This window comes from Candidatus Atribacteria bacterium (assembly GCA_011056645.1).
Taxonomy (GTDB): domain Bacteria; phylum Atribacterota; class Phoenicimicrobiia; order Phoenicimicrobiales; family Phoenicimicrobiaceae; genus Sediminicultor; species Sediminicultor quartus.
Map to the genome: position 1 here is coordinate 1 of DSEL01000229.1, position 17,056 is coordinate 17,056.

At 33.9% G+C, this 17,056-nt stretch carries 13 protein-coding genes, 1 other RNA gene and 2 riboswitches; all 14 genes read left to right on the forward strand.

Annotated features, from left to right (window positions below; translation table 11 throughout):
• Positions 1–181 precede the first annotated feature (181 nt).
• Positions 182–1,060, forward strand: coding sequence for a 16S rRNA (cytidine(1402)-2'-O)-methyltransferase (rsmI, locus tag ENO17_10415; GenBank protein ID HER25446.1), 879 nt, complete (start codon positions 182–184; stop codon positions 1,058–1,060).
• A 52-nt stretch (positions 1,061–1,112) separates the two neighbouring features.
• Positions 1,113–3,032 carry a methionine--tRNA ligase gene (gene metG / locus ENO17_10420; GenBank protein ID HER25447.1) on the forward strand — a complete coding sequence of 640 codons (1,920 nt, stop codon included), beginning with the start codon at positions 1,113–1,115 and terminating at the stop codon, positions 3,030–3,032.
• A gap of 42 nt (positions 3,033–3,074) precedes the next feature.
• Positions 3,075–3,950 (forward strand): hypothetical protein, encoded by an 876-nt coding sequence (locus tag ENO17_10425; GenBank protein HER25448.1) that lies wholly within the window; start codon positions 3,075–3,077, stop codon positions 3,948–3,950.
• Between the two features lie 226 nt (positions 3,951–4,176).
• A riboswitch (FMN riboswitch) is annotated at positions 4,177–4,374 on the forward strand.
• 145 nt (positions 4,375–4,519) lie between these two features.
• Positions 4,520–5,050 (forward strand): ECF transporter S component, encoded by a 531-nt coding sequence (locus ENO17_10430; protein HER25449.1) that lies wholly within the window; start codon positions 4,520–4,522, stop codon positions 5,048–5,050.
• A gap of 200 nt (positions 5,051–5,250) precedes the next feature.
• The gene (locus tag ENO17_10435; GenBank protein HER25450.1) at positions 5,251–6,336 is read left to right on the forward strand and encodes a mannose-1-phosphate guanylyltransferase; all 1,086 of its coding nucleotides are present in this window, start codon (positions 5,251–5,253) and stop codon (positions 6,334–6,336) included.
• A 126-nt stretch (positions 6,337–6,462) separates the two neighbouring features.
• A riboswitch (SAM riboswitch) is annotated at positions 6,463–6,580 on the forward strand.
• Between the two features lie 69 nt (positions 6,581–6,649).
• Entirely contained in the window at positions 6,650–7,846 is a 1,197-nt protein-coding gene (locus tag ENO17_10440; protein HER25451.1) for a methionine adenosyltransferase, read from the forward strand.
• Positions 7,847–8,067: 221 nt separating this feature from the next.
• Positions 8,068–9,126, forward strand: coding sequence for a type IV pilus twitching motility protein PilT (locus ENO17_10445; GenBank protein HER25452.1), 1,059 nt, complete (start codon positions 8,068–8,070; stop codon positions 9,124–9,126).
• A gap of 414 nt (positions 9,127–9,540) precedes the next feature.
• Positions 9,541–10,002 (forward strand): hypothetical protein, encoded by a 462-nt coding sequence (locus tag ENO17_10450; protein ID HER25453.1) that lies wholly within the window; start codon positions 9,541–9,543, stop codon positions 10,000–10,002.
• Positions 10,003–10,055: 53 nt separating this feature from the next.
• Positions 10,056–11,114 carry a type IV pilus twitching motility protein PilT gene (locus tag ENO17_10455; GenBank protein HER25454.1) on the forward strand — a complete coding sequence of 353 codons (1,059 nt, stop codon included), beginning with the start codon at positions 10,056–10,058 and terminating at the stop codon, positions 11,112–11,114.
• A gap of 62 nt (positions 11,115–11,176) precedes the next feature.
• A complete protein-coding gene (locus ENO17_10460) occupies positions 11,177–12,424 on the forward strand; it encodes a histidine--tRNA ligase (protein ID HER25455.1) in 1,248 nt (415 codons plus the stop codon).
• Positions 12,425–12,477: 53 nt separating this feature from the next.
• Complete coding sequence (locus tag ENO17_10465) at positions 12,478–13,773, forward strand: asparagine--tRNA ligase (protein HER25456.1); 1,296 nt, start codon at positions 12,478–12,480, stop codon at positions 13,771–13,773.
• Positions 13,774–14,087: 314 nt separating this feature from the next.
• Positions 14,088–15,896, forward strand: a complete 1,809-nt coding sequence (gene aspS / locus ENO17_10470; protein HER25457.1) for an aspartate--tRNA ligase — start codon at positions 14,088–14,090, stop codon at positions 15,894–15,896.
• 237 nt (positions 15,897–16,133) lie between these two features.
• Positions 16,134–16,366: non-coding RNA, 6S RNA (gene ssrS, locus ENO17_10475), on the forward strand.
• Positions 16,367–16,476: 110 nt separating this feature from the next.
• Entirely contained in the window at positions 16,477–17,049 is a 573-nt protein-coding gene (locus tag ENO17_10480; GenBank protein HER25458.1) for a 5-formyltetrahydrofolate cyclo-ligase, read from the forward strand.
• The last annotated feature ends 7 nt before the right edge of the window (positions 17,050–17,056 follow it).

The following is a 17,056-nucleotide window of genomic DNA, read 5'->3' on the forward strand; positions in this document are numbered from 1 at the left end:
ATTAATCACCACTTTAAAAAAATACGATATTGAACCAAAGGTGGTAAAATTTATTCATGCTCGGCAAGGAGAAAATGCAAATCTTGTCTTATTGGAGGGCACAAAAGGGGGAAAAGAGGAATTAACCATTGAGAATCCCATATTTCAATATTAAACAAAAAAGTGGAGATAAATAAGGGCTTTGAATAAAAGTAAAGTAAAAGGAATTCTATATATCTGCGGAACTCCTATCGGGAATTTAGAAGATATTACTTTCCGGGCTATCAGGATTTTAAAAGAGGTAAAATTAATTGCTGCTGAAGATACCAGGCATACTAGAAAATTATTAAATCATTACCAAATAAAGACCAAAGTTACCAGCTATTATGAGTATAATAAATTTAAAAAAGCTCCTTATTTAGTAGAAATGTTAAAAAATGGTCAGGATATAGCCTTGGTTTCCGATGCGGGTATGCCGGGAATTTCCGATCCAGGATATGTATTGATCAATTTCGCTTTAAATAATGATATAAAAGTAATTCCTGTACCAGGTGTTTCAGCCCTAATTACTGCTCTGGTTGTATCAGGATTGTCTACTGACAAATTTATTTTTGAAGGGTTTTTACCTCGTAAAATTAAAGAAAGGAAGAGAGTTTTTAAGGAATTAGAAGATGAAGATCGAACCATTATTTTTTATGAAACCCCTCACCGATTAAAAAGAGCCCTAAAAGATATGTTAGATATTTTGGGAGATAGAAAAATAGCCTTAGCTCGCGAGTTAACCAAGAAGTACGAAGAGATAATGAGAGGTAATCTAAAGCGGGTTCTAAAGGAAATTAATGAAAAAGAGGTAAAAGGTGAAATTACCCTGATTGTCGAGGGGAAAACCAGAGGAAAGGGAAACGATACAGAAGATATTTTAAAAGATGCAGGTATTACAGAAGAATATTTAAAAAAGCTAAAAAAGCAGGGTTATTCAAATAAAGATATTATTAAAATTACTCAGGAAGAATTAAATATTCCCAAAAATCTGATCTATAAAAGGTTATTAGAAATAAAAGACTACTTTAATTTATCTTGATACTCGATGCTATATTGAACTACTATATACGAAAAAAGAAAGGTGAATTATCATGAAAGAAAGTAAGAAATCGAAAAAAACATTTTATATAACTACTCCTATCTATTATGTTAATGATGTTCCCCATATCGGGCATGCTTACACTACCATAGCGGCAGATGTGATGGCCAGGTATAAAAAATTATCCGGGTATGACGTCCTTTTTGCTACCGGAACTGATGAGCATGGTCAAAAGATTGCCCGTTCAGCAGAAAAGGTGAATCTAACCCCTTTGGAACTGGCAGATAAGGTAGTATTAAAATTCAAAAATCTCTGGCCATGTTTAAATATAGAATATGATGATTTTATTCGGACAACTGAACCAAGACATATCCAGGTAGTACAAGAAATATTTAGGAAATTATACGAAAAAGGTGATATTTACAAAGGGGAATATGAGGGTTGGTATTGCGTGCCCTGCGAGACATTCTGGACTGAAACCCAATTAACCGACGAAATCTGTCCTTCTTGCGGAAAGAAGATAGAAAAGATAAAGGAAGAAAGTTATTTCTTTAAAATGTCAAAATATCAAGACCGGATACTATCCTATTTTGAAAAAAACCCTCAAAGCATTAAACCGAAAGCAAGAAGAAATGAAATTATCAGTTTTGTAAAAAGTGGTCTTAAAGATCAAAGTATTACCAGGACGAAAAAAAGCCTGAAATGGGGGATAGACGTCCCTTTTGATAATAATCATGTTATTTATGTCTGGTATGATGCATTAATAAATTATCTTACGGTAGCAGGATATCAAATAGACAAGGAAAAATATGCGAAATATTGGCCGGCCGATGTTCATCTTGTGGGCAAAGATATATTAAGATTTCATACCGTTATTTGGTTTACTATGTTAATGGCGGCCGGAGTTGAACTTCCTCGAATGGTTTTTGCTCATGGCTGGTGGACCATAGAGGGAGAGAAAATGTCAAAGTCCAAGGGAAATGTAGTAGATCCCTACAAAATGGTCGAAGAATATGGCGCCGATGCCTTTAGATATTTTTTAATGAGAGAGGTTTCCTTTGGACAAGACGGTAATTTTTCTAAAGATTTATTGATAAAAAGAGTAAATTATGACTTAGCTAACGATTTAGGAAATTTAGTAAGCAGAACTATAGCCATGATTACCCAATACTTTGAGAAAGAGATTCCTAAGCCAGGCAAAGAACAAGAAGCATATGATGGAGAATTAGAAACCTTTGCTTTAAAGACTATAAAAAAATATTATACTCAGATGAATAATTTATCACTAAACTCTGCCTTGGAAACTATCTGGCAATTTATAAGAAGAACGAATAAATATATTGATCAAACAGAACCCTGGATATTAGGGCGCGATAGTTCTAAAAAGGAAAGATTATCAACTATTTTATTTAATCTAGCTGAATCTATACGTTTATCTACTATTTTGATTTACCCCTTTATGCCGGTAAAAGCAAAAGAAATTTGGGAGCAATTAGGACTGAATAACGGTTTAGAGAAAATAAGATTTGACGAAGACGCCTCTTGGGGAAAATTATTACCGGGAACTTTAGTTAAACCGGGTAAAATTATCTTTCCCAGGATTGACATCAAAAATAAAGAGCAAAAAAAGTTTCAAGATGATAAACCCATGATTGTTTCTTATGATGAATTTAAAAAAATTGATTTGAGGATAGGGAAAGTTACTTCAGCCGAAGAAGTAGAAGGAGCAGATAAACTGCTTAAATTAGAAATAAATTTAGGAACAGAAATCCGAACAATTGTAGCCGGAATTAAAAAGCATTACTCTGCCGAAGAAATATTAGGAAAAAAAATAGTAATCGTCGCTAATTTACAGCCGGTAAAAATTAGAGGAATAGAATCACAAGGTATGCTTTTAGCAGCGGTGGAAAAAGATAAGGTCGTTTTATTAACTCTGGATAAAGATATAAACGAAGGGTGTAAAATACAGTAAATTAAATTACTATCCCGAAAAAAAACTTAAGGAGGGATATTTATGTCGAATGAAAAGAAAAAAGGAGAAAAAAAGGAAATGGTTAATTCATTAGGAGAAAAAACCAATAAAAACTTGCATTTACCCCTGGTTATTTTTATGTTTTTTTTAATTATCTTATTTATTACATTACAAGTTACCATAAATAACTTGAGTACACAAATAGAAAAATATGTGGAGAATATTAGTCTGGAGAACGAAAGGATTGTTAGTATAAATGAGAAAATAGTGACTATGGTGGAAAATTTGACCGATGAAACTAAAAAATATAATCAGACCAAAATAGGCAGAGATCAATTTACTGAAATTTATATGCAATTACAAGAATTGACCGGGATGATTTCCAATGAAGTAAAAAGGGAATATTATATTACAAAAACAGTAAACGAAATATCCCAAAATAATTCTACTTTAGATAGTAAATCTATATACGAGATATCTAAAACTATTTATGAAGAATCTATTAAATATAATTTCAATCCTTTATTAATAACTTCTATCATAAAAACAGAAAGCAATTACGAACCAACTGCAGTTTCTGATTCTTATGCCTATGGGTTATGTCAGGTGAGAAGATTTATAGCTCCGGAATTGGCAGAAAATATTAATATAAAATGGGATGGTGCAGAGAAAACATTATTTGATCCCGTTAAAAATATTAAAATAGGGGTATATTATTTATCTATATTGAATAGAGATTTTAATGATTTAAAAACTGCTGTTATTGCCTACAACCAAGGACCTTATGCCGTGCAGGAACGATTAGCCAATAACCAAGAATTACCCGATAATTATTTGAATAAAGTATTGGAATATTACGCTAATCTAAGGGGATTTAGCTGGGAAGAAGTTCAAAATGAGATCAAATATACTGAATAAACCTTGCAGATAGCTTATAGAAAAACTGTGATAAGTGATGAGTAATTAGTGGCAAGCCTATGTAAATGTAAGGATTCGATTCATCGAACCCGTTTTGGGTCGAATAAATTCGACCCGTACTTAATTGGTCAATCGGTGAATCGGCCAATTGGTGAATTAGTGTAGTTAGTTATTGCAAACAATCGAATAAAGTGATATAGTCAATAAAAATAGAATATCGGAAATTTAACTTTTTCGGGGCAGGGTAAGGTTATCGCAAGAGATAACCAATTCCCGACCGGTGGTAAAATTATTTTCCTAACTAAAAATAAAGATTAGCAAGAGGAGATAATAAGCCCACGAGCTCGATATCAATTTCTGGGTATCGATCAGATCTGGTGAAAAGCCAGAGCCGACAGTATAGTCTGGAAGGGAGGAGAAGTAATTTATTTTAGATAAGAAATATCCCCGAGAAAATATAGTTTTTTCGGGGATATTTTATTTTAGGAAATATTTTCAAATGATAGGGAAACTGAATATTATTAATTAAATAATGGTTTCCCACAAAAAATTAAAGAAGGAGAATTGGTATGGACAGCAGAAAAATTACCGGAATTTCTATATTAGTAGCCTTGTCAATAGTTACAGGGTATTTTATTCACTTTCCTATTTTGCCTCAAGCACCATTTTTATTATATGATCCTGGGAGTATATTCCTCTTGATAGGTTCTTTTAAATTGGGGTCAAAAACAGGTGTTTTGATGGCTTTGATTACTGCATTACTATTTGCTTTTATTACGGGGCAAGGTGGTCCTTATGGTGCTTTGATGAATTTTTTAGCCACCGGAACTTTCGTATTTGTATCATCACAACTTTATTTATTTTATCATAACAAGAAGGGGGCAATTTTAGGATTAATCCTGGGCACTTTAGCTATGACCTTGGTAATGATCCCGGCTAATCTGATAATCACCCCTCTCTATTTAGGTGTTAATAGAGACATTGTAGTGAATCTCTTAATTCCTGCTATTGTTCCTTTTAATCTTTTAAAAGGGATGATTAGCGGTGTTTTGACTTTTGTTTTGTATAAAAGGTTGTACCCTTTAATAATTAACAAGTAAAGCAAAATATTTTTTTGATATATCATAAAAATAAATATATAATAAATTGACTTTAAAATTAAAAGTAAAAACTTTTTCTTATATCAAGGTTCGCGTTAATATAATAATAAGCTTGTTATCATATCAAGTGTAAATTGTTATAGTTACTGAGACTGTATTTTCTTTACTATATACTCTTTTTAAAAGGGAGGATAATATTAATGAAAAATGTTGCCGTCTTGATGGCGGGAGGCAGGGGTCAAAGATTTTGGCCGCATAGCCGATTTGACACACCTAAACAGCTATTATCTATTACCGGTGGAAATAGTATGATTAGAGAAACCGTTAATCGCGTTTTACCGCTCATTGATTTATCAGATATATTTATTTCTACTACGGAAGACCTCTTTAATAGCATAAAAGATGCTCTTCCGGAGATGGATTATCTAAATTATATCCTTGAGCCGGTGGGTAAAGATACGGCTGCTTGTGTCGGTTTGGCGGCAGTAATTCTTGAACACAGATATAAAGACCCCGCCACCACTATGATTACACTGCCCATAGATCATATAATAAAAGATTGCGAAAAGTTTTTAGAGGTAATTAAAGAAGCTTGTGTTCTTGCTCGCGAAACGGGTAATTTAATTACTATAGGGATAAAACCATCACGACCAGAAACCGGATATGGTTATATTTACGTTGGTGAGGAAGTAAAAAAGACGGAAAATATTACGGCTTGTGCAGTAAATAATTTTACTGAAAAACCGGATTTAGAAACTGCTAAAAAATTTATTAGCGAGAAAAAGTATCTCTGGAATAGCGGAATATTTGTTTGGACTTGCGCTGATATATTAAAGGCTATAAAAAAGGAAATTCCCAATCTTTACCAAGGACTCATGAAAGTTAAAGATAGTTTAGGAACCTTGCACAAAAAAGAAATCTTAAAGGATGTATTTTATGGATTAGAAAAAATATCTATAGATTATGCGATTATGGAGAAAGTTTCAAACAGATTGGTGGTAAAAGGTGATTTTAGTTGGGATGATATTGGTTCCTGGACGTCGATGGAAAGAATTTTCCCTCGGGACAAAGATGGTAATGTAATTAAAGGCAGCCATGAAGGAGTGGATACCGAGAGGTGCGTAATCATAAACGATGAAGGTTTAGTAGTCACTATAGGCTTATCTGATTTAGTTATTGTGTCAAGTGGGGATATAAAATTGATCTATCCCAAAAAACGAGAAGGTGACTTAAAGAAGATTATTAAAAGAATGGTTAACAATCACAATTATAAGAAATATTTATAGTTAAAAGAATTTACCAATTCACCGATTCTCCAATTAAAAAAATACTAAGATGTGATGCTATATACCTGATATGAAATAATTTGACATTAGATTTTAACTGTGGTATTTTAACAAAAAAATAAGTTACTCTTATCAAGAGTTGGCGGAGGGACGGACCCTAAGAAGCCCAGCAACCTATAATGCAACAAGCAATGCATTATGTCGGTGCTAATTCCCGCGGAAATACAATTCCGAGAGATAAGAAGAAAATTACCTCTTCGGCATAGAAGGGGTTTTTTTTAATTTAAAATCAACAAAAAAGGAGATGTGAGAGTTGAAAAATAAATATTTATTTACTTCTGAATCCGTAACCGAAGGACATCCGGATAAGATTGCTGATCAAATTTCTGATGCTATACTGGATGCCATCTACCAAGAAGATGCCTTTGGAAGAGTAGCAGTAGAAACTTTAGTAGCCACCGGATTGGTTTTGGTTGCCGGACAGATTACTACTTCCTGTTATGTGGATATTCCCAAAATAGTACGTAAAACTATCCGCGAGATAGGTTATACCAGGGCTAAATATGGATTTGATGGTGATACTTGTGCAGTATTAACCTCTATTGATGAACAATCTAAAGATATTGATCAGGGAGTGAGTAAATCATGGGAAGTAAAAGAAGTGGAGAAAAATAAAAATAACGTAGAAACTACCGGGGCGGGTGATCAAGGAATGATGTTTGGTTATGCTTGCAGAGAAACTCCCGAATTGATGCCCCTTCCTATAATATTAGCTCATAAATTAACTTATCGGCTGGCAGAAGCAAGAAAAAAGAAGATCCTTCCTTATCTTAGACCCGATGGAAAGTCTCAAGTAACAGTTGAATATGAAAATGGAGAACCACTAAGAGTAGAGGCGATAGTCATTGCAGCCCAGCATCATCCGGATGTTCCCTATGATACTATTCAGAAAGATATTAAGGAAAAAGTGATCAATTATGTTATTCCTCAAAAATATCTCGACCAACATACTAAATATTTTATTAATGCTACCGGAAGATTTGCTATTGGTGGTCCTCAAGCAGATACCGGTGTAACGGGCAGAAAAATAATTGTCGATACCTATGGTGGAGTGGGAAGTCACGGTGGAGGATGTTTCTCCGGAAAAGATCCCACTAAAGTAGACAGGTCCGGCAGTTATATGGCCAGGTATATCGCCAAAAATATTGTAGCAGCCGAATTGGCTGATAAATGTGAGATACAAATTGCCTATGCTATAGGTGTAGCTCATCCTGTTTCTATCATGATAGATACTTTCGGTACAGAAAAAATTGCTCATTCAAAAATATTAGAATTAATTGAAAAGAATTTTGATTTGCGCCCGGAAGCAATAATAAGACACCTGAAGCTGAGAAGGCCTATCTTTAGGAAGACGGCTGCCTACGGTCATTTTGGAAGGTCAGATGAAGATTTTACCTGGGAAAAGACTGATAAAGCTGAGAAATTAAAAGAAAAGTCAGGTTTGAAATAGTATCCAGTATCAAGTAAAGAATATTGCGTAAATAAGAATAATCGTTTGATTAGTTGGCTAACTAAACACTAATGTCTACTTTAATCGGTCAATTGGAGGATCGGCGGATCAGCGGATTGCCTCTTTTTTGCATATTAATGTTTTCTCTGGTAAAATGAAAAATAAATTTAAATAAATCTTTTCTAATTCTAAAAAATATAGGAAAGGAAAAATTCAATAATATGAATATAAGAGAGCTTTTAACTATCACCAAAGAAAGAGAAGCTTCTGATTTGCATATAACGGTTGGAATACCGCCAATTTTACGTATTAATGGAAAATTAAGAAAATTAAATCTCCCGGAACTAAATAAACAAAATGTTCATGAGATGATCTATAGTATGCTTTCCGATAAACAAAAAGAAAAATATGAGGAACTTAATGAATTAGATTTTTCTTTTGAATTGGAAGATTTGACCAGATTTAGAACTAATATATTTAAAACTCGTCGAGGTGAAGCAGCTGCCTTTAGATTAATCCCTGAAAAAATAAAATCTCTTTCCCAGTTAGGTTTGCCGGAAGAATTAGCCATTTTTACTAAAAAATCTAAGGGTTTTGTCTTGGTTACCGGTCCTACCGGTAGCGGAAAAACCACCACCATAGCAGCTTTGATTGATATTATAAACCAAGAAAGATATGAACATATTATAACCATTGAAGACCCTATCGAGTTCATTCATAATCATAAAAATTGCGTGATAGACCAGAGAGAAGTGGGAATTCATACCGATTCTTTTGCTTATGCCTTAAGAAGTGCTTTAAGAGAAGACCCCGATGTAATATTGGTAGGAGAAATGAGAGACCTGGAAACTATTTCTATGGCAGTAACAGCTGCTGAAACCGGACATTTGGTATTTTCCACTCTTCATACTAACAGTGCAGCAGAAACCGTAGAAAGAGTAATCAATGTTTTTCCTCCACACCAACAGTTTCAGATTAGAATGCAAGTTGCCGAATCTCTTTTGGGTATTGTCGCCCAAACTTTGATACCTACCATTGATGAGGAGGCAAGGGTTCCGGCAGTAGAATTGATGATTGCAACTCCGGCAATTAGAAATATTATACGTGAAGAAAAGATTCACCAATTGCCTGCCACCATTCAAATGGGCAGGAAAGAAGGAATGATAAGTTTAGATCAATCTTTGAAAGAGTTACTGGTAGAAGGAAAAATCAGCCGGGAAGAGGCCATTAAAAAAGCCATTGACAAAAAAGTATTTATGGAAACTCGAGGAGGCTATTAAGCTTAGCCTACTTTTTATAATTAATTTGACTTTATCCTTAAAATTATATACAATTACTTAAATTTTTAAAAAAGAATAGTAATAATATGATCATAGGAAAGTAGATCACCTTTTTAAAAATGCATGAAGAAAAGGTGATTGAAAGACCCCTAAAGAATAAATTAAGTTGAAAAATAAAGTAAACTAAATCGGTTAGCCTCCGTTAAATGGCTGTGAGACGGAATGGATCAATTACCATTCAAGCAGGGTGGCACCGCGAGTAATTCTCGTCCCTGATGATACTTGATTAAAAGTATTGTCAGGGATTTTTTTATAATATTAATTATTTTAAAGCAATTGATCCCTTCAAAATTTACTTTTATAGATTTATGTATAATATAAATAGTGCAATGGATTTTAAGGAGGAATGTTCAAATGAAAGAAAAACAAGAAGGAAAAAAGCAGCATCAAAAATTGGGAGAAATGTTAATAAACTATAAAATTATTACACCGCAACAATTAGAGGAAGGATTGGCCATTCAGAAAAAGAGTGAAAAAAGAATTGGTGAAATTTTAATTAAACTGGGTAGAGTTACGCAAGATGAAATAAATTGGGTCTTGGGAAAACAGTTAAACCTTCCTTATGTTCAAATAAATATTGGTAATATTGATATTAACTTATCCAAGAATCTTTCTAAAAGTACTCTCAAGAAATATAAAGCGATACCTATAATGGAAATAAATGACGAATTGGCTGTTGCCATGGCTGACCCTACAGATGAAGAGGCTATTGAAATGATTAAAGAGATTACCCAAAGAAAGATAAAAATAGTCTTGTCTTCTTTTGAAAATATTGGTGAGACCATTAACCAAATATTTAGTAATAAAGATAATTAATCATCCAATCGACTGTAATTTGTGCTTAGCGGAAAACAAAGAGGAGGTTTAAAATGGAGGTAAATGAATTATTAAATATCACCAAGGAAAAAAATGCTTCTGATTTACATCTGAATATTGGGATACCCCCTATCATTCGTATAAACGGAAAATTAACCAAATTGAATTTTCCGGAATTGACCCAGGAGATAACTCATGGAATGATATACAGTATTCTAAATGAAAAACAGAAGAGAGATTTTGAAAAAAACGGTGAATTAGATTTATCTTATGAATTAGCTAATATTGCTCGTTTCAGGATAAATGCCTTTAAACATCGTCGTGGAGAAGGAGCTGCCTTTAGATTGATACCGGAGAAAATTAAAACTCTTTCTGAATTAGGGTTGCCCTCGATTCTTGCCGATTTTTCTGAAAAAGAGAAGGGATTGGTCTTGGTAACCGGACCTACCGGAAGCGGTAAATCAACGACTATTGCTGCCTTGATCGATATTATCAATAAAAATAAATATATTAATATAATTACCATTGAGGATCCCATTGAATTTATTCACGCTCACAAAAATTGTATTGTTTCCCAAAGAGAGATAGGTTCTCATACTCCCTCATTTAGTTCTGCCTTAAGGAACGCCCTAAGAGAGGATCCTGACGTAATCCTGGTAGGTGAAATGAGAGATCTGGAGACTATTTCTATGGCTTTGACCGCCGCCGAAACCGGACATCTGGTATTTTCCACTCTCCATACTATTAGTGCAGCCGAAACCGTGGAAAGAATCATTGACGTATTTCCCCCCCATCAACAAAACCAGGTAAGAATGCAGCTGGCCGGTTCTTTGCAGGGAATTATTGCCCAAACCTTATTACCAACCCTTGATGGTGCTGGCAGGGCAGCGGCTTTAGAAATAATGATAGCTAACCCGGCAATCAGGAACTTGATCAGGGAGGGAAAAACTCATCAAATTCCTTCTACTATACAAATTAGCAAAAAAGACGGTATGCAAAGTTTAGATCAGTCTTTGAAAGATTTAGTAATGGAAGATAAAATTAGCCGGGAAGACGCTATGAAAAAAGCCATAGATAAAAAAGCATTTATGGAACGTCAATATAGTTATTAAGAAAGAAAAAAGGGAAACTATTCTTAAGATTGTGACTTAATCCCATGTAAAGGAGGAGAATATTGTTGATTAAAGTTCCCAAAGGGACACAGGATATTTTACCTGAAGATATTTCAAAATGGTATTATATCGAAGATAGGATAAAAGAGATATTAAATAAATATGGATACAAAGAAATAAGGACACCGTTCTTTGAATACACAGACCTTTTTGTACGGGGAATAGGCGAATCAACCGATATAGTAACTAAAGAAATGTTTACTTTTCTTGATAGAAAAGGGAGGAGCTTGACCTTACGTCCTGAAGGAACAGCACCGGTAGTTAGAGCTTATTTGGAAAAGAGTATGGATAGAATTTCGAAAGTAATTAAGCTATTTTATCTTGGTCCAATGTTCAGATGTGAAAAACCGCAGTCAGGCAGATTTCGGCAGTTTAATCAATTTGGGATCGAGATAATTGGCACTAAATCTTCCGCCGCAGATGCTGAGGTAATCATTACCGTTTTAGATGTTTATAAAAAGTTGGGCTTAAAAAATCTTGAGATATTAATAAATAGTGTCGGTTGTAAAGAGTGTAGAGGTGCTTATGTCCAAAAATTAAAAAAATATCTGGAAGATAAAAAAAGTTTTCTATGTTTGGAATGCAAAGAAAGGTATAATAAAAATCCTTTAAGAGTTTTAGATTGTAAAAAAGATAGTTGTAAAAAAATCATAGCATCAGCCCCGTTAATTATTGAAAATCTTTGTCAGGAATGTAAATTACATTTTTCAGAAGTAAAATCATTTCTCCACGATCAAAAAATAATATTTAAAGAGGATCCTAAATTGGTAAGGGGATTAGATTATTATACTAAAACCGCTTTTGAAATTATATCAGGAGGCTTAGGAGCTCAGAATGCGATAGGTGGAGGCGGAAGATATGATGACTTGATTGAGGAATTGGGAGGAAAATCGACTCCGGCAGTAGGATTTGCCGCAGGAATAGAGAGAATGATGATTGTTATAGAACAACAGCAGATCAAATGGCCTGAAGAAAAGGCCTTAGATGTATTTGTAGCTAAAGCTAAGGATGAGAATATAGAAGCAGCTTTTGGATTATTGCAAAAAATAAGAAATGCAGGTTTATCGGCTGATATGGATTATTCCGAAAGTAGTCTAAAATCGCAGATGAGGATTGCTAATAAAAGTGGAGCCAGATATACAGTTATAGTTGGAGAAGAAGAATTTTCCAAACATATGGTTATTCTTCGCAATATGCAAACCAAAGAACAAAAAGAAGTTAAGATAGATGACTTGATCGATCAATTATAAAAGAGATCAGGCATGTAATACAACCTAACCTGACTCCCTATAGGAGGAAATATATGGAAGTTATTAGAATAAGCGATATTGCAAATTATGAAGGAAAAGAAGTGGAAATTAGGGGATGGCTCTACAATAGACGTTCCAGCGGTAAAATAAAATTCTTGATTGTGAGGGATGGAACAAGTTTTGTTCAGGCAACTCTCATCAAAAACGAAATGGATGAAAATATTTTCGATCAAGCGGATAATATTAGTTATGAATCATCGATAAAAGTAACAGGATTAGTGAAAGAAGAAAAGAGAGTTCCTTTGGGATATGAAGTGTTGGTAAAGAATATTGAAGTAGTTAGTCCAGCTGAAGATAATTACCCAATTACCCTGAAAGAACATGGTACAGGATATCTGATGGATTACCGCCATCTCTGGCTAAGAACACCTCGGCAAAACGCTATTTTAAAAATAAGGGCAGAAATAATCAAATCTATACGCGATTTTTTAGATACGAATGGTTTTATTTTAATAGATACTCCCATACTTACCCCAGCCGCTTGCGAAGGAACTACTACTTTATTTGAGACCGAATATTTCGGCGATAAGGCTTACCTTACACAAAGCGGACAGCTTTACAATGAGGCAACCGCTGCAGCTTTCGGAAAAGTATATTGTTTTGGACCAACTTTTCGAGCTGAAAAATCTAAAACCAGAAGACATCTGATGGAGTTTTGGATGGTAGAACCCGAAGCATCCTATGTGGATTTTGAGGAATGCAATAAAATTGAAGAGAATTTAATAGCTTATATTGTCGGGAAAGTGTTAGAAAAAAGGACGCAAGAATTAAATATATTAGAAAGAGATACATCAAAATTAAAGCTTATCATGACACCTTTTCCCAGGATCTCATATGATGAAGCAATAGATATTTTAAAAAGTAACGGAGTAAAAGTTGAATGGGGAGATGACTTTGGCGGAGAGGATGAAACTATTTTATCCAATAAATATGATCGGCCGGTATTTGTTCACCGCTATCCGGTAAAGTGCAAGGCATTTTATATGAAACCTGATCCGGAAAGAGAAGAAGTTGTATTGGGAGCCGATCTTTTAGCGCCGGAAGGATATGGTGAAATTATCGGAGGCGGACAAAGAATTGATGATTATAAATTATTAGAACAAAGACTTAAAGAACATGGATTGCCCAGAGAAAAGTACGAATGGTATTTAGATTTAAGAAAATATGGATCAGTCCCTCATTCCGGATTTGGTTTAGGGATAGAAAGAACGGTTGCCTGGATATGCGGTCTGAATCATATTCGCGAAACCATCCCCTTTCCCAGGATGCTGAATAAGATTTATCCATGAGAACAGTCTTAAGTGTAAAATATTTTGTTAGCTGGTTACTAAAAAAGCCAGAATAAAAATCTGTATCTTTACTGGATACTCGATACAATCTTTTCTTAGTATTTCTCTAATTGGTAAATCGGTGCATTAGTGAATTGGTAAATCGGATAATTATATTATATTGTATCTTGAATTTAATACTAACGACTAACGACTAATTTAATCGGTGAATTATTCCAGTTCTCTTCTCTTTACTGAATACTATATACTAGATATTAAGTACTGTTTTTACTCGATACTAGATACATATTTACAAAGGAGTGTAGACAAATAAAATGACAAACAAGAAAAATATTATTGAACCTATGGGTTCTTGGAAGAAAACCAATTCCTGTGGAGAACTCAGGAAAAATGATATAGGAAAGGAAGTAATTTTAATGGGTTGGGCTCAGAGCAGAAGAGACCATGGCGGTTTGATATTTATTGATTTGAGGGATCGAGAGGGGATTACCCAAATTGTTTTTGATCCTGAAGTCTCTGCTGCAGTGCATGACAAAGCCCATATCATCAAAAATGAATATGTGATTGCAGTTGAAGGGAAGGTTGCCTCTCGTTTAGCTAATGCAAAAAATCCTAATATGCCAACCGGAGAGGTCGAAATCAAAGCCAGACAGGTAAAAATACTAAATACTTCCGATACACTTCCTTTTAATATAAATGATAAAATTGAAATAAATGATAATCTAAGATTAAAATATAGATATCTGGATTTAAGGCAATCAAAGATGCAAAGAAACTTGTATTTGCGGCATCAAACTTGTGCGGAAATAAGAAATTTTTTAAATAGTGAAGGTTTTTTAGATATAGAAACACCCTTTTTAACTAAGAGTACTCCGGAAGGAGCAAGAGATTATATAGTTCCCAGTAGAGTCAATCCGGGTAAATTTTATGCCCTGCCCCAATCTCCTCAATTATTTAAACAGTTATTAATGGTGGCAGGATTTGAAAAATACTACCAGATAGTAAGATGTTTCCGTGACGAAGATTTAAGAGCAGATAGGGCACCGGAATTTACTCAACTTGATATGGAAATGTCCTTTGTGGACCGGGATGATATATTTAATCTGGTAGAAAAAATGTTTGTTCAGCTCTATAAAAAATTATTTAATATTCAAATAAAAACGCCTTTTAGAAAAATGGATTATCAAGAAGCGATTTCCAGGTACGGTGTGGATAAACCAGACTTAAGATTTGGCATGGAGATAGTAAATCTAACAGAAATATTTCCAGAAACTTCTTTTAAAGTATTAGGAGAAGTCATTAAGAACAAAGGGGAAATAGGTGCTATAAAAGTTGAAAATGCCGGGGAATTTTCTCGAAAGAAGCTTGATGAATTGCAACTGTTTGTTGCTTCCTTTGGCGCTAAAGGACTGTTCTATATAAAAATTATAGAAGGAAAAGAGTTTCATTCTTCTATAGCTAAATTTCTTTCTACCCAAGAAATAGAAGAAGTTATACGTAAAACCAATGCAAATCCGGGCGACATTATCTTAATAGCTGCTGATCAAAAGGAAATAGTTTATAGTGCATTGGGAAATTTAAGAATAAAATTAGCGCATGATTTAAACCTTGTTAATCAGAATGAAAAGGAAATTAATTTTCTTTGGGTTACAAATTTTCCTTTATTGGAATATAATTCAGAAGAAAAAAGATATGAATCGGTTCATCATCCTTTTACGGCACCCCTTGAAGAAGATATTAAATTACTGGAGACCAATCCCTTAATGGTACGTTCAAAAGCATATGATTTAGTTCTAAACGGAAACGAAATCGGAGGCGGGAGCATTAGAATACACCATACAGAACTTCAAAAAATAATTTTTAAATTATTGGGGATAGATAGTAAAAAGGCTGAACAAAAATTCGGATTTTTATTACGTGCTTTAAAATATGGAGCTCCACCCCATGGAGGGATTGCCTTTGGCCTGGATAGGATGGTTATGCTGTTAGCCGGAGCTTCCTCTATTAGAGAAGTGATTGCCTTTCCCAAGACCCAAAAGGCTACCTGTCTTTTAACTGATGCTCCGTCTGAAGTAGATCAAAAACAATTGCAAGAGTTGTATATAAAATTAAATTTATCCTAATAATACTTTTTCTTCTCTCGATACTTGATTCTTGTTTTTCTTAATCTGTATCTTTACTGGATACTATCTTTTCTTAGTCTTTCTGTAATTGGTGCATCGGCAAATTGATAAATCGGTCAATTATATTATACTCTATCTTGAATTTAATACTAACGACTATTGACTAACGACTAACGACTAATTTAAATTGAAAGATACCATAAAGTGTGCTATTATAAAGACAAAGAAAATAAATAAATCACCCTGCTGTGCTCGTGCTGGCTGATTAAGTTTTGAACCAACACTATATAAAGAGGGATCGAACTCTAAATGTAGAATGTATGCCTAAGGTAAGTCTCCCTCCACCGGAGGAAAGGCAAATACCTAACGTTAACTTTTTTGTTGACGCGGAAACGTGAAGCATTTGGGTAGATGCCCACCTGTTTAGGAACAGGTACAAAACCTAACACACACGACATAGCGGGGTTTTATAATTTATTTATGATTATATAAACGTTTATTATCAATAAGCGACGAACAATATCAAATTATCGATAAAATTTTGACAAAAATAATAAATCACTATATTATAATAAAAATTATGAACAAAGAGGAAATACGAAGGGACACACTAAAAAAAAGACTTTCCCAATCTACTGAAGATGTCAGGGAAAAAAGTCAAAAAATATTATTAAATCTATCCCAGACAATAGAGTATAAAAATTCCCAAAATATTCTGTTTTATGCTGCCACTAAAAGCGAAGTGCAAACGGAAGAAATAATTAAAATGTCTATTAAGATGGGTAAAAATGTTTTTATTCCAATTATCTTACCAGAATACCCTGACTTAATCCCTTCAAAAATATATGATTTTGATGTTGAATTAGAAAAAGGCAGTAAGGGGATTTTACAGCCAAAAAAAGAATACCAAAGATTATGCCCGCCAGAAGATCTTGATTTAATAATAGTCCCCGGAGTGGCTTTTGATTCGCAGGGTAATAGAATTGGTAGAGGATTGGGATATTATGATAATTTTTTAAAAAAAGTTCGATCTTCTGTTAAAATAATTGCTTTAGCCTTTGAAATACAGATAGTTAAAAAAATAATCTCCGATAAAAATGATATACCGGTTCATAAAATAATTACCGAGAAAAGAATAATTAATAGTATATAGTCTATAG